Here is a 17,891-nt window from a genome sequence, read left to right on the forward strand (position 1 = left end):
GAAGCCCACGAGATCTGGATGGGGCCGCTGCCGCCGCTCGCCGAGGGCGGGCTCGCGCGACCCCGGATCGGCATCGGCGGCATCTCCATCGAGTCGAGCACCTTCTCCCCGCACATCTCGGGGGACGAGGCCTTCACGATCCGGACCGGCGATGCCCTGCGGGCGTACTACCCGTTCCTCGATGCCGGGCGTGAGCTCGCCGAGGCCGCGGAGTGGGTCCCGCTCACCCACGGCCGGTCGCTGCCCGGCGGCGCCGTGGATCCGGACACCTATCGTCGGATGAAGGACGCGCTCGTCGAGGGGATCCGCACACAGGGGCCGTTCGACGGCTTCTTCTTCGACATTCACGGCGCGATGAGCGTCGTCGGGATGGAGGATGCCGAGGGCGATCTGGCCCTAGCGGTGCGGGAGGCGCTCGGTCCGGACACCCTCGTCTCCACGTCGATGGACCTGCACGGGAACGTCTCGGAGACCCTGCGCGACGCGGTGGATCTGCTCACCTGCTACCGCATGGCCCCGCACGAGGACTGGCTGAACACGAAAGAGCGGGCGGTGTGGAACCTGCTCGACCGTCTCCGTGGCCCGCACGGCGGCGACGTGCAGGCGCGGCGACCCTTCACCGCCTGGGTGCCCGTTCCGGTGCTCCTGCCGGGGGAGAAGACGAGTACGCGGCTGGAGCCCGCGCAGAGCATCTATGCCGAGCTCCCCAAGATCGAGGCCCTGCCCGGTGTCGTCGACGCCTCGGTGTGGATCGGCTACGCGTGGGCGGACGAGCCGCGCTGCCAGGCCTACGTCGTGGTCACCGGGGACGACCGGGAGGTCATCGCCCGGGAGGCGGAGCGCGTGGCCCGGATGTTCTGGGAGGCGCGGGAGGACTTCGTGTTCGTCGCGAAGACCGGAAGCCTCGACGAGGCGCTGGAGGAGGCCCTGGCGTCCGGAGCCCCGCGTCCGTACGTGATCTCCGACTCCGGGGACAACCCGACGGCCGGGGGAGCGGGGGATGTGACCTGGACCCTCGCCCAGCTGCTCCGGCGACCCGAGCTCACCGACGGGACGCACACGACGCTGGTCGCCTCGATCTTCGATCCGCGGGCTGTCGCCGAAGCCGTGGAGGCGGGCGTCGGTGCAACGGTCACGCTGTCCGCCGGTGCCGCGGTCGATGCCGGGCCGCACGGACCGGTCGACATCACCGGCACGGTGTTCTCGGTCACCGACGGCGACCCGGACGCCGGCACCCAGGTGGTGATCGCTGTCGGCGGGCTGCACGCCATCGTGACCGCGCGCCGCAAGCCCTTCCACCATCTCTCCGACTTCCGGATGCTGGGGCTCGAGCCGACGACGGCCGACGTCGTGGTCGTGAAGATCGGCTACCTGGAGCCGGAGCTGTACGAGCTGGCGGCGGGATGGACGCTCGCGCTCACCCCGGGCGGGGTGGACCAGGACCTGCTCCGTCTCGGACACCATCGCCTGCGCCCCGGGGTGTTCCCGTTCGACACGACAGGCGACCCCGATCTGACCGCGGTGGTCGTGCGCCGCGGCGCCGACGAGGAGGACACGGCATCATGATGAACTTCGAGAAGCGCACCGGCCCCGACTTCGGTGCGGCGGCCCCGGTCTACCCCGCGAACGGCGTGCCGGACTGGTATCGCGACGCCAAGCTCGGCTTCTTCGTGCACTGGGGCCTGTACTCCGTGCCGGCGTGGGCCGTGCAGCACGGGGAGGGCGTGAACATCCCCACCGAGGACGCCTATGCGTGGCACCAGTACGCGGAGTGGTACGGCAACACGGTGCGCATCCCGGGCAGCCCGACGTGGGAGCGCCACCAGCGCACCTACGGCCCCGGGACCTCGTACGAGGACCTCGCCGACCGATGGGACGCCGACGCCTTCGATGCCGACGCCTTCGTCGGTGAGCTCAGGTCGGCGGGGGCGCGTTACGTCGTGCCCACGACCAAGCACCACGAGGGCTTCTGTCTGTGGGACACCGCCACGACGGGGTTCAATGCCGTCGCGCGCGGCCCTCGCCGCGACCTCATCTCCGAGTTCCACGACGCCACGCGGCGGGCCGGAGCCAAGTTCGGCGTGTACTACTCCGGAGCGCTCGACTGGCACGTGAGCGACTTCCCGCCGATCGAGTCGGACACCGACCTGTTCCGGTTCCGTCGCAACGACGCCCACTTCTCCCGGTACGCCGCTGCACAGCTCGAGGAGCTCGTGGAGCGCTTCGCGCCCGACGTGCTCTGGAACGACATCGAGTGGCCGGACGGCGGCAAGGGCACGGAGGACTACGCCGTGGCCGCACTGCTGCGGCGTTACTTCGACGCCGTTCCGGACGGCGTCGTCAACGACCGGTGGGGCGTGCCGTACCACGGCTTCCTCACCCGCGAATACACGGACATCCCGGACATCATCCCCGAGCCGTGGGAGTCGACCCGCGGGCTCGGCTACTCGTTCGGGTTCAACCAGGCGGAGGACGAGCGGCACTCGCTCTCCGGGGCGGCCCTGATCCGGCTCCTCGTCGACGTCGTCGCGAAGAACGGCAACCTGCTCATCAACGTGGGCCCCGCGGCGGACGGGTCCATTCCGGCGCTGCAGCGGAAGGCGATGCAGGAGCTCGGCGGCTGGCTGGCCGTGAACGGCGCGGCGATCTACGGCACGCGGCCCTGGACGCGGATGGGGGAGCGGACGGGGGCTCCTCGTCGCTACACCACCTCCGGGGCGACCGTGCACGTGCACGCGCTGGACCCGGCGGCAGGCGAGTTCGAGCTGCCGTCCGAGCTCGCGGGCGCTGCGCTGTCGTGGGCGGACGGGACTCCGGCCCAGACGTCCGCGGGCGGCGGTTCGACGCGCATCGTGATCCCGGCCGGACTCCGCGAGGCTCCGGTCGCCGTGCTCACCGCGCACGGCGCCTGACACCGGCTCCGCAGAAGGGCCCCCGTCGGTGATCCGACGGGGGCCTTCGTCGCTGAGCTAGGGGCGCGTGCGCTCCTCGAGAACCTCGATCACGTGGCGGTACGGGCGGCCGGTGGCGCGGGTCATGCCGATCTCGCACGTGCGGTTGGCCGACACGAAGGCGTCGAAGCCGCCGCGGGCCGCATCGGCCGCGGAGACCTCGGCCGATTCCTGCGCCGTCGCGCTCGCGGTGAGCTCGGGGTGCAGCATGCCGCGGTCGCCGGCGAACGCGCAGCAGCCCCAGCCATCGGGCACGAAGACCTCGTCGGCGACGGCGGCAGCGATCGCCGTCAGTGCCCCGGTCGCGCCGAGTGCGGTCGTCGAGCAGGTCGGGTGCACGGCGATCGAGGGGAGCTTCGCATCGACGGAGAGGCGCGGCAGCACCTCCCGCGCGACGAACGTGGTGGCGTCCTCGATGCGCAGTCCCGCGTACTCCGGGTGCGCGGCGACGGCCTGGGTGAGCATCACGTCGAGGCCCTCGGTGCAGGAGGCCGCATCGCAGACGACCGGGAGCTCCCCGTGGCGGCTGGCGTCCCAGAGCGAGGCCAGCACCCGGTCGGACATGAGGCGATAGCCGTCGAGGTGTCCCTTGGACTTCCATGGCGTCCCGCAGCAGAGCCCGCCGTTCTCCTCCGGGACCACGACGGGGATCCCGGCGCGGTCAAGCAGCGCGCGCAGGGCGTCGCGGGAGCCGGGCCCCTCGTCCTCCGGGCCGAACATCGTGCCGATGCAGGCGCCGAAGAAGACGGCCTGGGCATCGGGTGGCGAGACCGGCTGGGGCGGCGCGGTTCCGCCGCGGGGGAGGCCGCCGTCGTAGAGGGGCACGGTGTCGGCGCCGAGCACCGCCCGTCCGATCCGCGTCGCGCCGCGCACGAGCGGGACGGGGAGGGCGTCGGCCACCGTGAGGGCGACGCCCCCGGCGCGCGTGACGGTGCTCCAGTGCTTCGCCGCGGTTCCCCACGCGGCCCCCTCCACGGCGTTCTCCTGCTCGGCGCGGAGTCGGCGGACGAGGTCGCCGGTGTTGATGTCCACCGGACACGCGACGCCGCACATGCCGTCGACCGCGCAGGTCTGCACGCCGTCATAGTCGTAGTCCGCGCGCAGGTCGCGCAGCAGCGCCGTGTCGCCCTGCTCCTCGGCCCAGGCCATGTCCCGGCGCAGCACGATGCGCTGCCGCGGTGTGAGCGTGATGCTCTTGCTCGGGCACGTGGGCTCGCAGTAGCCGCACTCGACGCAGCGGTCCACCTCGCGCTCGACCGTGGGCACGCGCTTCAGGTCCTGCAGATACGAGTCCGGGTCGTCGGAGAGCACGACGCCGGGGTTGAGGATGCCGTCCGGATCGAACAGCCGCTTGATCTCCCACATCATGTCGGTGAGCTCGTCGCCGTACTGCCGCCGGACGAACGGTGCCATGATGCGGCCGGTGCCGTGCTCGGCCTTGAGGGATCCCTCCTGCGAGAGGACGAGCTCGACGAGGTCGTCCGTGAAGCGGCGGTACCGCGCCACGCTGTCGGGGTCGTCGAAACGCTCGTTCAGCAGGAAGTGGACGTTGCCGTCCTTCGCGTGCCCGAAGATGACGGACCCCTCGTAGCCGTGTTCCGCGAACAGCTCGATCAGGCGTTCGCAGGTGGCCAGCAGTCGGGGGACGGGGACGACGATGTCTTCGAGGAGGGCGGTCGTGCCGGACGGCCGCGCTCCGGCGACCGCCGTGTAGAGGCCCTTGCGGACGTGCCACAGCGCGGCGCGCTCTCCCGCGTCCGTGGTCAGTCGCGGGGCGACGGCGAGAGGAAGGGCGTCGAAGTGTGCCTGGGCGGTGGCGCTCGCGACGGCGAGGCTCTCGTCGTCGGCGGCGTGCACCTCGACGAGGAGGGCGGCGTGGCCCTGGACGTCGATCTCCGAGATCGCGGCGGGGACGTCGCTCAGACCCTGGGCGACGCGCAGTGAGGCGGCGTCCAGGAGCTCGATCGTCGCGAGTCCCAGCTCGGTGAGAGAGGGGAGCGCGGCCATCGCCGCCGACAGCGTCTCGAAGACGAGCAGACCGGTGGCGATCGCGGGGCGCACCTCGATGGTGCGGAAACGGGCCTCCGCGACGAAGCCGAGGGTCCCTTCCGATCCGATGAGGAGGTGTTCGAGGATCCGCACCGGGTCGTCGAAGTCGAGCAGGGCGTTCAGTCCGTAGCCCATGGTGTTCTTCATCGAGAACTGCTGTCGGAGGAAGGCGACGTTCTCGGGCGCGGCGAGCAGCCGCTCCCGGAGCGACGACAGTCCCGCGAAGAGCGCGGGTTCCGCGGCGCGGAGCACCTCCGCGGCATCCGCGCGTCCGGTGTCCAGGACGGTGCCGCTGGGCAGCACGACGACCATCGAGGTGATCGTCTGATACGAGTTCTCCGTGATGCCGCAGGCCATACCGCTGGAGTTGTTCGCGACGACGCCGCCGATCGTGCAGGCGATCTCGCTGGCCGGATCGGGTCCGAGCTTGCGGCGGTACCGGGCCAGTCGCGTGTTCACCTGCCGGACGGTGGCCCCGGGGCCGACCCGGACCGCGGCGCCGTCGTCCTCGACGTGGATGTCGCGGAAGTGGCTGCGCGTGTCGACGAGGATGTCGCCGCTGATGCCCTGTCCGGAGAGGCTGGTGCCGCCGGAGCGGAACGTGAGCGTTCGTCCGGCCGCGCGGACCGCCGAGAACGCGCGGGCGACGCCCTCCGCGTCCGCGGGCGACAGCACCGCGTCCGGGACGAGCAGGTAGTGCGAGGCGTCGTGGGCGCGGGCGAACCGGTCGATGGATCGGGCGTGGACCTGCGTCTCGGTCCCCAGCAGCGCGGGGTCGAGGGGGTGGTCGAGGGTGGTGGGCACGGTGCTCCTCTGCTCCGCTCGAAGATTGTCTGACAAGTGTACTGAACGACGGCCGCCTCACTAGACTGTTCCGCATGACCTCGATCGCGGAGCGCCCCCTCGGCGTGGTCGGCGTGGTCGACGCCGTGACCGGACAGCTGCGCAGCCGGATCCTCTCCGGCGAGATCCGCTCGGGGGAGCCGTTGACCGAGGCGGCCGTCTCCCAGGCCTACGGCGTCGCCCGACCCAGCGCCAAAGCGGCCATCGAGCAGCTCGTTGCCAGCGGGCTGCTCGTGCGGACGGCGCACCGCACGGCGCGCGTGGTCGGCATCGAGGCGGAGACCGTCCGCGACGTCTACCGCACGCGGATCCGGCTGGAGAGCGCGGCGCTGCGCGAGTTGGCGGAGAGCGCCGCCGTCCCGGCGGCCGCCGTAGCGGCGAACGCCGAGCTGCAGGCGATGGCACCGGGCCCCGATCCCGCGACGGTCGATCCCGACCTCCGATTCCACACGGCGCTCATCGACGGGCTGGGCAGCGAGCGCACCAGTCGCATGTACCGGAGCGTGCTGGACGAGGTGCGGCTGTGCATGGCGCAGGTGCAGGGACGGCGTCTCCTCGACGCGGAACTCATCGCCGCGCAGCACGCGGAGATGCTCGAGGCCGTCGCCGCCGGGGACGCGGAGCGCGCGGCCGCGGTGCTGCGTGCACACCTCGCCTCGGCGGAGGACCGTCTCGTCGAGGCCCTGAGCGCCTCCTGACGTCAGCCTTCGTTTGCGGGCGCGTCCTGGATCTCGATGGGTGCGTCCGTCGTGTCGGCCCAGACCGGAGCGGGCAGAGGGGTATCGACCTGGCCGGCCTGGATCGCGCGGAGGGCTTCGGTGATCTCGTCGGCGTTCTCGGGCACCGCCAGGCCGCAGGTGCGCAGCTCGGACGCGAACTGCAGGGTGAGCCGGATCTTCCCCGCCTCGATGGCCTCGGAGGTGGTGCCGGTGCGGATCTCGCTGCCGGTCTGGATCGCGGGCACCTCGTCGCAGACGTGATAGACCTTGCCGCCGTCGACCCACACGACCTCGTCCGCTCCGAGGAGCTGGATCACAGCGGACTGGTCCGCGGTGTACTGCTCGACGGACGGCGGGGCGAAGCTCGTCCCGATGACCGCCGCGAGGACGGCCAGGACGATGCCGACGATGCCGGCGGTCGCCTTCTGTCCCTTGTCCATGTCCTTGTTCAGGAAGATGAGGATGACCAGGGGGAGGAAGGCGACGACCGCGATGATCGCGCCGAGCTGGTTCTGGACGAAGAACCGCGTCTTGTCCGCGCGTCGCGCCGGGTCGAGGGTGTTGGCCTTCTTCCACAGGATCGAGCCGATGATCGACAGCGCGGCGATCACGACCAGCAGGACGAGCAGGGCGATGAACGCCCACTGCGGGAACTGCGCCGTCGCTCCCTGCTCTTCCAGGAGACCGGTGTCCGGATCGCGGAGCAGCGTGCCGCCCTCGTCGACGAACTCGCGCTGGCGCAGGAGCCAGAAGATGCCGACGGCCTCGCCCGCGATCGCGAGCGCCCAGAGGACCGCGGCGATGATGCGGAAGCGCGTCGCGGAGGCCTTGGCCTCCGGGCTCGGCGTCCAGCCCGCGGGCGGTTCGCCGGTCGTGGCGCCGGTCGTGGGACGACGCGGCGCGGCGGAAGACGTCTGCTCGTTCTCGGCCATGGTTGTCCTTTCCCCCGAAAGTGCCCGGCGACCTCACCGAGGCATCCCCGAGCCTAGTGGCCGCGGTGTCCTACGCTGGAGAGATGACATCCGATTCGGACGACGCCCTGAGCTGGGAGGGCGACGACAGCGCGGAGCGACGCCCCCGGGACGCCGCACGGCGCTCCACGCCCGCTCCGGAACCGACGCCGGTCGAGGCCGTCGCGCCTGCGGCGCCCGCACCCGCGTCGGTGGACGAGACGACCGCGGCGCCCTCTGGTCTCAGCAACGCGATGCTGGTCCTCGTCGGGGTCGTCGGGGGCGTCTACCTGCTCTACACCCTGGGGTGGATCGCGGGCGGTTTCCGGCTGCAGCCGCTCGCCTCGTTCCTCGTCGCCGATTTCATGTTCCTGCCCTGGTTCGTGCTGGCCATCGCCGCCCCCGCGCTGTGGTTCCTCGCGACATGGGTGCTGACGCGGGGCCGGGCCTCCTGGATCCGTGCCGCCGTGCTCCTGGCGGGCGTCGTGCTGCTCGTGCCGTGGCCGTTCGTGACCGTGGGGGTGATCGGCTCATGACCGCTCCGAAGTCACCGTCCGCCGTGGCGACCGGCTCGCCGCGCTGGCTCGTGTGGACCGTCATCGCCCTCGCCGGCCTCTTCTACGCCTACGCGGTGTGGAACGCGGTCGCGCACCTCATCACCATGGCCCAGACCGGCCTCACCGGCACCGGATGGGCGACGCTCCTGTTCGGCGTGGTGTTCCCCGTCATCGTGTTCGGGTTCGCCTACGCGATCGGCCGGCGGCGGCGGGTGGGTGAGCTCGCCCTGACGTTCATCGCCGGACTCGGGATCGTCGCGGTGTTCTGGATGAGCCTGCTCGCGCTGAGTCTGACGCTGCCCAGCGCCTGAGCAGGATCCGTCACGCCGTCACACGGCACGGAGCGGTCCCGGTGCTCGGGTAGAGTTGTCGCGATCGCGCCCCCGACGGTGTGCGGCGCATCGGCCCCTCCCGCCTGTCGCGCTGCCCCGAAGGATCCACTGTGCCGAAGCCTGTCGTGCTCATCGCCGAAGTACTCTCTCCCGCCACGATCGAGGCGCTCGGCCCCGACTTCGACGTCCGCCACGTCGACGGAACCGATCGCGAGGCGCTGTTCGCCGCCCTCGCGGACTCGGACGCGGTGCTCATCCGCTCCGCGACCCGCATCGACGAGGAGGCGCTGTCACACGCGCCGAAGCTCAAGGTCGTCGCGCGGGCCGGTGTCGGCCTCGACAACGTCGACATCAAGGCCGCGACCGCGGCCGGCGTCATGGTCGTCAACGCCCCTACGTCGAACATCGTCTCCGCCGCCGAGCTCACGGTCGGCCACATCCTCAGCCTCGCCCGCCGGATCCCGGCCGCGCACGCCTCGCTGTCCGCCGGCCAGTGGAAGCGCAGCTCCTTCACCGGTGCCGAGCTCTTCGAGAAGACCGTCGGCATCGTCGGACTGGGCCGGATCGGCGCTCTCGTCGCCGCTCGCCTCGCCGCCTTCGACATGCGCGTCGTCGCGTACGACCCCTACGTCACCTCGGCGCGCGCCCAACAGCTCGGCGTGCAGCTCCTCTCGCTCGACGAGCTCGTCGCCGAGGCCGACTTCCTCACGATCCACATGCCCAAGACCCCGGAGACGACGGGCATGATCGGCGCCGAGCAGTTCGCCGCGATGAAGCCGACCGCCTTCGTCGTCAACGTCGCCCGCGGCGGGCTCATCGACGAGGAGGCGCTGCACGAGGCGCTCGTCGCCGGCGAGATCGCCGGGGCCGGCCTGGACGTCTTCACCTCGGAGCCCCCGGCCGAGGGTGGCAGCGCCCGCGCGCTCCTCGACCTCCCGAACGTCGTCGTGACTCCGCACCTCGGTGCGAGCACGGAAGAGGCGCAGGAGAAGGCCGGCGTCTCGGTCGCGCGCTCGGTGCGGCTCGCGCTCGGCGGCGACCTCGTCCCGGATGCCGTCAACGTCGCGGGCGGCGTCATCGACCCGTACGTGCGTCCCGGCATCTCGCTCGTGGAGAAGCTCGGCCAGATCTTCGCCGCGCTGGCCACGTCGCCGCTCACGAGCCTCGACGTCGAGGTGCACGGCGAGCTCAACGACTACGACGTGAGCGTGCTCAAGCTCGCCGCCCTCAAGGGGGTCTTCACGAACATCGTGAGCGAGACCGTGTCGTACGTGAACGCGCCCCTCCTGGCGGAGCAGCGCGGCATCGCGGTGCGCCTGCTCAAGGACGATGTGAGCGAGGAGTACCGGAACGTCATCACCCTCACGGGGGCGCTGTCCGACGGATCGCAGCTCTCGGTGTCGGGCACGCTGACCGGACCGAAGCAGGCCGAGAAGCTCGTCGGCATCAACGACCACGCCCTGGAGCTGCCGATCGAGAAGCACCACGTCGTGATGCTCTACACCGACCGCCCCGGCATCGTGGCCGTCTACGGGCAGAAGTTCGGCGAGGCCGGGATCAACATCGCCGGCATGCAGATCTCGCGGCTCGCGGCGGGCGACCAGGCGCTCAGCGTGCTGACGCTCGACTCGCCCGTGTCCGAGGAGCTGCTGGACGACGTGCGGGGCGCCATCGACGCCGATCTCTTCCGTCAGATCGAGATCACCGAGATCTGATCGGCAGACGCAGCAGAGAGGGCGGGAGCGTGAAGCTCCCGCCCTCTCTGCATCCGGGGTCAGTCGTGGTAGAGCCTTTAGTGGTCGGGCATTTAGGATGCTCGGGCATATTGCCGGGATGTCGCGCACCAGAACATGATGATGCTCCACGGACGTCCACAAATTGAGGACGATGGTCATGAAAGATCGCGGGCTCTGGTGTGCGATCATGTCCGCATGACGTATCTGAGCGGCGGCCAACCAGGGCATCTCGAGCTGACCTTCGATCAAGTCTTCTCAGGCGGCAACCAAAGCGTGTTCTTTCGCACGCATGGTTGGGAACATCCCGTGACGTTCTTTGTTGGACGTAACGGGAGCGGAAAATCACGGACGGCGCGCCTGATCGCTCAACAGTTGGGCGGGCGGTACTTGTCTACAGACCGTCTTTCCGGCCTTATGAACTACTCAAACTACGGGTGGACTTCGGTTCCCGAGATGAGTTCATACAAAGGCGTTCCGCTCGGCGATAGTGAGCGTGGCATGGCTGCGGCGTTCGCACAGAATCAGGGCAGCGCTGTCGCGGAGCTTTACGCTCTTAAGGATCAACCGGAAGTTTGGCTGCGTGTTGCAGCTTTCCTCCGCCGAGCACTCGGGCGCATTATCGAGCTTCGGGAGAGCGCGGGCTACCTAGACCCGTACATACAGATTGGGTCTGTCGAATACTCGTTACTTCGTGACGAAGGCCACGGTCTCAGAGAGCTCGTGGTGCTTCTCACCGCTGTGTATCGCCAGGACTGGGCGTTACTAGTCGTTGACGAGCCGGAGTTGCATCTTCATCCATCAATGACCCGACTCTGGTTGAGCGAACTGGAACGCGAGTGTCGGGAGAGAGGGCGACACGCTATCGTCGTGACGCACGAACCTACGATGCTCAAGCCGTCCGCGTCGGGTGATTTGGGGGCAGTCTGGCTGTTTACTGCGGGCAATCCAAGCACACGTGTTTCAGAGCACGTGCCGGAAGATTGCGCCACCCGAGTGACGTCGTCGCTGCGCAACAATCCTCAGCTCGTCAGCCAGATCGTTTTCTCCCCTCGCCCCGTTTTGGTGGAGGGCATACACGACATTGCGGCATTGTCGGTAGCTTTGACGCGTACTCAGCCTCCGGAGGTAGTCGCCCAGACCGATCTCGTCGATTGTGGAGGCAGCGGTGGGGTCGCGTTATGGTATTCAATCACGAGATCCATGGGGCTGGACGTGCGGGCTGTTGCTGATCTGGACGCTTGTCTTTCGCCGGAGGTCCAGAAGATCATGGACGCGAATGAGGCGGTCCTTACGCGGTATCGAACCGACTTCGCAATTGAGCCGCCGAAGTCGCACGCCGCACTGCGGCCTCTGATAGACGCGATGAACTCGGCTGGCGTCCCGGCCAACCCGAAAGAGCGCGCCGCCTGGATGGCGAGTTCGGTTCCACCGACGACAGGATGGGCGGCTCGCGCCACAAAATTCATCGAGATCTGGAAGGCGGCTGGGTTCTGGCTCCACCCGCAAGGGACCTTGGAGAATGTACTGGGTCTAAGTTCGAAGGGTCGACTGGCCGCGCAAGAGGCAGCGTCCAGGGGCGGTGCAATTGACGAGGTCGCCGCATGGTGCGCCTTCAGGTTGGACCCGATGGGAGACGTTGAACTCCTACTCGGCGCCGCCGTCGAACGTATCGCGCACTCGATTCTCGAAGCGCTGAGGGTTGATCCCACCGCAGAGTTTTCTTCTCCAGTAGGGGGAACAGCAGCTAGTGATTCTCGGCTCGTAGCGGTGGTGCCACGTGGAAACGGTTTTCATAGGATCACCGTGGTTCAGCCATATGAGTTTGCGGGCCAGTGGCTGGAGTTTTCGCGCGACACGCCTTCGACAGCCCTGCAGCTACGCATGCCTGAGTAGTGACGCGGTCGCGGAGCGAGATCGCAATCGCGCGTAACTAGTTGGCCCGATGCCAGCAGCCTCCGCGTTCGTGTCTGTTAGTGCTACGGAGGCCTGCATCGCCACTCTCAGGCGGTCGCCTTCAGAACCAGGGTGATCAGCTCCGCGAGTTCATCGCTGCGGGGCACGAGTCGCTCGGGGCCGTGCACGTCGAGCGAGTTGTTGAAGTAGAGGCCGTCGCTCACGAGCATCACGAGGTCGAGGCTGGCGGTGTCGCGGACGTGTGGGCGGATCGTCTCCGCCCAGCGGCGCCGGGTCTCGCGGAGCATGTCGGACGCGGCGGTCGAGCCGCCCTGGGCCAGCCGGGTCGTGGCGATGAGCGCCCGATCGAGGGCGTCGTCCTCCATCACCGAGGTCCGGACGTAGTACGCGACGGGACCTTCGTCGGCGGTGCGCATGCGCTCCAGATCGAGGGTGGTCAGATGGTCGAGACGCTCCAGGAGCCCGGCCTCCAGATCGTCCTTGGAGCGGAAGTGGTACAGCAGGCCGCCCTTCGACACCCCGGCGGTCTTCGCCGTGGCCTCGAGCGTCGCGGCGCGTTCGCCCTCGTCGATCAGGATCGCCTCGAAGGCGTCGAGGACCTTCTCACGGGCGAGGGGAGGGCGGGGCATCGGTCATCCTCTGAACGGGATCGGGAGGGCGGCATCTGTTACTATACCAGCCGGACGGTTTAGTAACGAGCGGTCCGCAGGAAGGAAAGGTGTTCCATGACCCGTACTGCGTCGATCCCGACGACAGAGACGGAAGCTCCCCGCGTCGGGGCTCGGGGGTGGGCGGCGCTCGTCGTCCTCATGCTCCCGGTGCTGCTGGTGTCGGTGGACAACACGGTGCTGAGCTTCGCGCTGCCCGAGATCTCGATCTCGCTCGCGCCGAGCGGGGCCGAGCAGCTCTGGATCATCGACGTCTATCCGCTCGTGCTCGCCGGACTCCTGGTGACCATGGGGACGCTCGGGGACCGTTTCGGGCGTCGCCGCCTGCTCCTCATCGGGGCCACCGGGTTCGCCGTGGTCTCCGCGCTGGCCGCCTTCGCGCCGACCGCGGGCCTGCTGATCGCCGCCCGCGCCCTGCTCGGCTTCTTCGGCGCCATGCTGATGCCGTCGACGCTGTCGCTGCTGCGGTCGATCTTCCAGAACCGCGACCAGCGCCGCATGGCCATCGCGGTCTGGGCATCCGCGTTCTCTGCCGGATCCGCGCTCGGCCCTATCGTCGGCGGCTTCCTCCTCGAGCACTTCGCGTGGGGCTCGGTGTTCCTCATCGCCGTGCCGGTGCTCATCCCGCTGCTCATCGCCGCACCGCTGCTCGTGCCGGAGAGCCGTGACCCGAACCCCGGCCGCATCGACCCGCTCAGCATCGCCCTCTCGATGGCCGCGATGATCCCGGTCGTCTACGCGATCAAGTCCTTCGCGGTCGACGGTCCGTCGCTCTACGCCGGAGGATGGGCGCTGCTCGGTCTCGTGATGGGGACGCTGTTCGTGCGCCGTCAGCTCCGCGCCGACACCCCGATGCTCGACATGGCGCTGTTCCGCCGTGGCTCGTTCTCGGGCGCGATCCTGGTGAACCTGCTCAGCGTCGTGGCCCTCGTCGGGTTCCTCTACTTCGTGTCGCAGCACCTCCAGCTCGTGCTGGGGCTCTCGCCGATGGTCGCGGGCCTCGCTCTCGTGCCCGGGATGGCGGCGATGATCGTCGCCGGACTCACGGTGGTGCCGATCTCGCGGCGGGTGCCGCCGCACGTGCTCATCCCGGTGGCGTTGGTGTTCTCGGTCGCGGGCTACCTCATCGTCGCGTTCACGACGCACGAGCACGGCGTGGCTCCGCTGATCCTCGCCTTCGCCGTCCTCGGCATCGGCATCGGCGCGGCCGAGACCATCTCGAACGAGCTCATCCTGTCCAGCGCCCCCGCGGCGAAGGCCGGTGCCGCCAGCGCGGTGTCCGAGACGGCGTACGAGCTCGGTGCCGTGCTGGGGACGGCGATCCTGGGCGGCATCATCACCGCGTTCTACCGCGGTGCGCTGGTGCTGCCCGAGGGGCTTCCGGCGGACGTGGCCCGCGCTGCGCAGGAGACGCTGGCGGGCGCCTACACCGCCGCCCACGAGCTCCCGGCCGCGCTCGGCGACGCCCTGTGGCAGGCGGCGGCCGACGCGTTCGGCTCGGGAGTCACGGTCACCTCGCTCATCGGGGCGGGCCTCGTCGTCGTCGCCGCGGTCATCGCGGCCGTCACACTGCGCAAGGCACCCACGCACTGACCACTACGCTGGGGGGACCGGCCCGTTCGACCCGCGGTCGCGCCGCGGTCGGTCCACCCCCGTGCAGTGCGCAAGGAGTCTCATGTCGCGTGTCGTGAAGCTGGCCGTCATCCCGGGTGACGGCATCGGTCCCGAGGTCATCGCCGAGGCGGAGAAGGTGCTCGACGCCGTCACCGCCGACAGCGACGTGACGTTCGACAAGACCCGCTTCTCGCTCGGTGCCGACCGGTACCTCGAGACCGCCGACACGCTCACCGACGACGACCTCGCCGCGATCACCGCACACGACGCGATCCTCCTCGGCGCGGTCGGCGGCACGCCGGGCGACCCGCGGCTGAAGGACGCGAACATCGAGCGCGGACTGCTGCTGAAGCTCCGGTTCACCCTCGACCACTACGTGAACCTGCGCCCCTCGAAGCTCTTCACCGGAGCTCCTGGTCCGCTGTCGGACCCGGGGGAGATCGACTTCGTCGTCGTCCGCGAGGGGACGGAGGGTCCCTACGTCGGCAACGGCGGGGCGATCCGTAAGGGGACGCCGCACGAGGTGGCGAACGAGACCTCCGTGAACACCGCCTTCGGCGTCGAGCGGGTCGTCCGCTACGCGTTCGCGCTTGCCGAGCGCCGCCGTCAGAAGCTCACGCTCGTGCACAAGACCAACGTGCTCGTGCACGCCGGTGCGATCTGGCAGCGAATCGTGAACGAGGTCGCTACCGAGCACCCCGACGTCGCCGTCGACTACCTGCACGTCGACGCCGCCACCATTTTCCTCGTCACCGATCCCTCGCGCTTCGACGTGATCGTGACGGACAATCTCTTCGGTGACATCCTCACCGACCTCGCCGGCGCCGTCACGGGCGGCATCGGCCTCGCCGCCTCGGGGAACATCAACCCCGATGGCGCCTTCCCGTCGATGTTCGAGCCCGTGCACGGCTCGGCTCCGGACATCGCGGGTCAGCAGAAGGCCGACCCGACCGCCGCGATCCTCTCCATCGCGCTGCTGCTCGACCACCTCGGCCTGACGGCCGAGTCGGCGCGTGTGAGCGCCGCGGTCGAGGCGGACATCGCCGCCCGCAGCGGTGCCCGCACCACCGCGGAGATCGGCTCCGCGATCACTGCCCGTCTCTGAACGGCGGGCGTAGGCTGACAGGGCGCGAGGATGCGCCCACCCCACGAGGATTGGATGACGACATGACGACGATCGACGCTGAGACGAGCGTGGCTCCCCTGGAGTTCGCCGTGACGAAGAACTTGAACGCGGCCTCGCCGGCACGCGTCGCCGAAGTGCTGGAGAACCCCGGGTTCGGGGTCGTCTTCACCGACCACATGGTCGACATCTGCTGGTCGGCCAAGGGCGGCTGGCACCGTCCGCGCGTGCAGCCCTACGGCCCGATCCCGCTCGACCCCGCGGCGTCTGTGCTGCACTACGCGCAGGAGATCTTCGAGGGCATCAAGGCCTACCGGCACGCGGACGGTTCGATCCACACCTTCCGGCCGGACCGCAACGCCGCGCGTCTGCAGGCGAGCGCCCGCCGCCTCGCGCTGCCGGAGCTGCCGACGGAGTACTTCATCCAGTCGCTGCGGGAGCTCATCGCCGTCGACGGCCGCTGGGTGCCCTCCGGTGCCGACCAGAGCCTGTACCTGCGGCCGTTCATGTTCGCCAAAGAGGCGTTCCTCGGCGTGCGTGCGGCGCAGAAGGTCGCCTACTACGTGATCGCGAGCCCCGCCGGTGCGTACTTCACCGGAGGCGTGAAGCCGGTACGGATCTGGCTCTCCGAGGATTACGCCCGCGCCGGCCGCGGTGGCACCGGCAAGGCGAAGACGGGCGGCAATTACGCCTCCAGCCTCCTGCCGCAGGCCGAGGCCAGTGCCAAGGGCTGCGACCAGGTCGTGTTCCTCAACGAGAACCGCGACGTGGAGGAGCTCGGCGGCATGAACGTCGTGTTCGTGTTCAAGGACGGGCGCGTCGTCACGCCGGAGTCCGACAGCATCCTCGAGGGCATTACGCGCGACTCGCTGCTGCAGCTCGCCGAGGACCGCGGCTACACGGTCGAGAAGCGACCGATCTCGATCGACGAGTGGCGCGAGGGCGTGGCCTCCGGTGACATCGTCGAGGTGTTCGCCTGTGGCACGGCCGCGGTCGTGACTCCGATCGGAGCGCTCGTGGGCGAGGGCTTCGACGAGCCGCAGCCGCTGGGCGAGCTCGCGCTGTCCCTCCGCGAGGAGCTCACCGATATCCAGTATGGGCGCCGCGAGGACAAGCACGGCTGGCTGCTCCGCCTCGACGCCTGATTCGATTCCCCGAGACCCCGTCCTCCCGCCGACACCCCGCCGTGTCACCGCGTGGAAGGCGGGGTCTCGGCGTGTACCCGGGGTCACGTGCGCTGGGACGCTTCCTGCACAATGCGGGGGGAGTGGGGGAAGAGGGGTGGAAGAGGGGTGGGGGTGTGGAGAAGAGGGGAGGGAGGGAGAACGCGGGGGAGAGTGAGGGGATGTCACGGCGCCTCTCGTTCTCTGAAGCCTGGGATCTCGTGCGGTCGCGGGAGGAGGTCCTCGACGCGGGGGTCACGGAGCGGGAGCTGGAGGGGGCGGTCGCGCACGGCAGGCTGCGACGCGTGCACCGCGGGGCGTACGTGGACGCGGAGGTCTGGGACCAGCTGTGGCCCGAGGGAAGGCAGCTCGTGCGGCTGTGCGCCGTCCGTCGGGCCAGCCCGGGCGGAGGTCCGGTGTTCTCGCACCTCTCCGCGGCAGCGCTCTGGGGGCTCCCGCTCGTGGTGCCGATCCGGGACGACGTGCACACCGCGATCCGCAGCCGTCGGCACACCAGAACCGAAGCCGGGGTCGTCCGACACCAGATGGCGCTCGACGAGGGGGACATCGTCCGGCGGCACGGGCTCCGGTGCACGTCGCTGGCCCGTACCGTGTTCGACCTCGCCCGGCTGCTGCGCCCGGAGGCCGTCGTCGCGGCCGGGGACGCGGCTCTGCGGATGGTCTCGATCGACGGACACGAGGTCGACCACGATGAGGTCGACGCCTGGCGCGCCGAGGTCGACCGGCTGTGCGTGCCAGGGCTCCGGGGCGTGCGGCTCGCGCGATGGATCGGAGCCTTCGCGGATGGACGGGCGCAGCTCCCGGGCGAGAGCGTGAGCCGCCTCCAGCTCCACCGACTCGGCTTCCGGGACATCGATCTACAGGTTCCCCTCGTGGGCTCCGACGGTGTTCGGTATTTCGCCGACTTCGGGTTCCCGCGGTCGCGGGCCTTCGGGGAGTTCGACGGGGAGGACAAGTACCGGGATGCGGAGCTGCGGACGACGTCCACGGCGGCCGATGCGGTGCTGGCGGAGAAGCACCGCGAGGACGAGATCCGCGGGGTCACGGGGTGGCGCGTGGTGCGCTGGGGCTCCGCGCACATCCGCACCCCCGAAGATCTCGGACGACGGCTCGCCGCGTTCGGCGTCCGTCCTCCCGGCTGAGGTCGGTCGAGCCCCCGGGCTCGCGTCGAGACCCCGCCTCACCTGCGCGCGCGAGGCGGGGTGTCGACGAGAAAGCGGGGTCTCGGGGGTGGGGCAGGGGATCTAGGGT

Annotated in this window: 14 protein-coding genes; 11 read left to right on the forward strand and 3 right to left on the reverse strand. The window is 69.8% G+C overall.

The features are described 5' to 3' along the window. The first annotated feature begins 18 nt into the window (after positions 1-18). On the forward strand, positions 19-1,566 hold the full coding sequence (locus B2W79_RS15345) for a M81 family metallopeptidase (RefSeq protein ID WP_292791018.1): 1,548 nt from the start codon (positions 19-21) through the stop codon (positions 1,564-1,566). Beyond that, positions 1,563-2,912: an alpha-L-fucosidase gene (locus B2W79_RS15350; RefSeq protein WP_292790925.1), complete on the forward strand. Its 1,350-nt coding sequence runs from the start codon at positions 1,563-1,565 to the stop codon at positions 2,910-2,912. The genes B2W79_RS15345 and B2W79_RS15350 overlap by 4 nt, the downstream gene beginning before the upstream one ends. 57 nt (positions 2,913-2,969) lie before the next feature. Here B2W79_RS15350 and B2W79_RS15355 read toward each other — a convergent pair whose 3' ends face one another. Beyond that, on the reverse strand, positions 2,970-5,804 hold the full coding sequence (locus B2W79_RS15355) for an FAD-binding and (Fe-S)-binding domain-containing protein (RefSeq protein WP_292790928.1): 2,835 nt from the start codon (positions 5,802-5,804) through the stop codon (positions 2,970-2,972). 74 nt (positions 5,805-5,878) lie between these two features. Here B2W79_RS15355 and B2W79_RS15360 point away from each other — a divergent pair, with 74 nt between their 5' ends. Continuing rightward, positions 5,879-6,541: a GntR family transcriptional regulator gene (locus tag B2W79_RS15360; protein ID WP_071328468.1), complete on the forward strand. Its 663-nt coding sequence runs from the start codon at positions 5,879-5,881 to the stop codon at positions 6,539-6,541. A gap of 2 nt (positions 6,542-6,543) precedes the next feature. Here the strand turns inward: B2W79_RS15360 and B2W79_RS15365 are convergent, their stop codons facing one another. Next, positions 6,544-7,494 (reverse strand): hypothetical protein, encoded by a 951-nt coding sequence (locus B2W79_RS15365; RefSeq protein ID WP_292790931.1) that lies wholly within the window; start codon positions 7,492-7,494, stop codon positions 6,544-6,546. 83 nt (positions 7,495-7,577) lie between these two features. Here B2W79_RS15365 and B2W79_RS15370 point away from each other — a divergent pair, with 83 nt between their 5' ends. The 4 genes from B2W79_RS15370 (at position 7,578) to B2W79_RS15385 (ending at position 12,030) form a co-directional block, all read left to right on the forward strand. Continuing rightward, positions 7,578-8,048 (forward strand): hypothetical protein, encoded by a 471-nt coding sequence (locus tag B2W79_RS15370; protein ID WP_292790934.1) that lies wholly within the window; start codon positions 7,578-7,580, stop codon positions 8,046-8,048. Continuing rightward, positions 8,045-8,380: a hypothetical protein gene (locus B2W79_RS15375; protein ID WP_292790937.1), complete on the forward strand. Its 336-nt coding sequence runs from the start codon at positions 8,045-8,047 to the stop codon at positions 8,378-8,380. The genes B2W79_RS15370 and B2W79_RS15375 overlap by 4 nt, the downstream gene beginning before the upstream one ends. Before the next feature lie 131 nt (positions 8,381-8,511). Next, positions 8,512-10,116: a phosphoglycerate dehydrogenase gene (gene serA, locus B2W79_RS15380; protein ID WP_292790940.1), complete on the forward strand. Its 1,605-nt coding sequence runs from the start codon at positions 8,512-8,514 to the stop codon at positions 10,114-10,116. Between the two features lie 216 nt (positions 10,117-10,332). Further along, positions 10,333-12,030, forward strand: a complete 1,698-nt coding sequence (locus B2W79_RS15385) for an ATP-dependent nuclease (protein WP_292790943.1) — start codon at positions 10,333-10,335, stop codon at positions 12,028-12,030. 107 nt (positions 12,031-12,137) lie between these two features. Here B2W79_RS15385 and B2W79_RS15390 read toward each other — a convergent pair whose 3' ends face one another. Next, complete coding sequence (locus B2W79_RS15390; protein WP_292790946.1) at positions 12,138-12,680, reverse strand: TetR/AcrR family transcriptional regulator; 543 nt, start codon at positions 12,678-12,680, stop codon at positions 12,138-12,140. A gap of 96 nt (positions 12,681-12,776) precedes the next feature. Here B2W79_RS15390 and B2W79_RS15395 point away from each other — a divergent pair, with 96 nt between their 5' ends. From B2W79_RS15395 to B2W79_RS15410, 4 genes are all read left to right on the forward strand, one after another. After that, positions 12,777-14,312 carry an MFS transporter gene (locus B2W79_RS15395; RefSeq protein WP_292790949.1) on the forward strand — a complete coding sequence of 512 codons (1,536 nt, stop codon included), beginning with the start codon at positions 12,777-12,779 and terminating at the stop codon, positions 14,310-14,312. Between the two features lie 82 nt (positions 14,313-14,394). Beyond that, complete coding sequence (locus B2W79_RS15400) at positions 14,395-15,438, forward strand: 3-isopropylmalate dehydrogenase (protein ID WP_292790952.1); 1,044 nt, start codon at positions 14,395-14,397, stop codon at positions 15,436-15,438. A gap of 62 nt (positions 15,439-15,500) precedes the next feature. Then, positions 15,501-16,601: a branched-chain amino acid aminotransferase gene (locus B2W79_RS15405; protein ID WP_062634807.1), complete on the forward strand. Its 1,101-nt coding sequence runs from the start codon at positions 15,501-15,503 to the stop codon at positions 16,599-16,601. Between the two features lie 200 nt (positions 16,602-16,801). Further along, positions 16,802-17,782, forward strand: coding sequence for a hypothetical protein (locus B2W79_RS15410; protein ID WP_292790957.1), 981 nt, complete (start codon positions 16,802-16,804; stop codon positions 17,780-17,782). Positions 17,783-17,891 lie beyond the last annotated feature (109 nt).

Origin of the sequence: Microbacterium sp. UBA7513, from assembly GCF_002478345.1 — a bacterium.
Taxonomy (GTDB): Bacteria; Actinomycetota; Actinomycetes; order Actinomycetales; family Microbacteriaceae; genus Microbacterium.

Coding starts and splice junctions, on each gene's coding strand:
- B2W79_RS15345 (WP_292791018.1), top strand. CDS start 19: ATGGGGCCGCTGCCGCCGCTCGCCGAGGGCGGGCTCGCGCGACCCCGG.
- B2W79_RS15350 (WP_292790925.1), top strand. CDS start 1,563: ATGATGAACTTCGAGAAGCGCACCGGCCCCGACTTCGGTGCGGCGGCC.
- B2W79_RS15360 (WP_071328468.1), top strand. CDS start 5,879: ATGACCTCGATCGCGGAGCGCCCCCTCGGCGTGGTCGGCGTGGTCGAC.
- B2W79_RS15365 (WP_292790931.1), bottom strand. CDS start 7,494: ATGGCCGAGAACGAGCAGACGTCTTCCGCCGCGCCGCGTCGTCCCACG.
- B2W79_RS15370 (WP_292790934.1), top strand. CDS start 7,578: ATGACATCCGATTCGGACGACGCCCTGAGCTGGGAGGGCGACGACAGC.
- B2W79_RS15375 (WP_292790937.1), top strand. CDS start 8,045: ATGACCGCTCCGAAGTCACCGTCCGCCGTGGCGACCGGCTCGCCGCGC.
- B2W79_RS15385 (WP_292790943.1), top strand. CDS start 10,333: ATGACGTATCTGAGCGGCGGCCAACCAGGGCATCTCGAGCTGACCTTC.
- B2W79_RS15390 (WP_292790946.1), bottom strand. CDS start 12,680: ATGCCCCGCCCTCCCCTCGCCCGTGAGAAGGTCCTCGACGCCTTCGAG.
- B2W79_RS15395 (WP_292790949.1), top strand. CDS start 12,777: ATGACCCGTACTGCGTCGATCCCGACGACAGAGACGGAAGCTCCCCGC.
- B2W79_RS15400 (WP_292790952.1), top strand. CDS start 14,395: ATGTCGCGTGTCGTGAAGCTGGCCGTCATCCCGGGTGACGGCATCGGT.
- B2W79_RS15405 (WP_062634807.1), top strand. CDS start 15,501: ATGACGACGATCGACGCTGAGACGAGCGTGGCTCCCCTGGAGTTCGCC.
- B2W79_RS15410 (WP_292790957.1), top strand. CDS start 16,802: ATGTCACGGCGCCTCTCGTTCTCTGAAGCCTGGGATCTCGTGCGGTCG.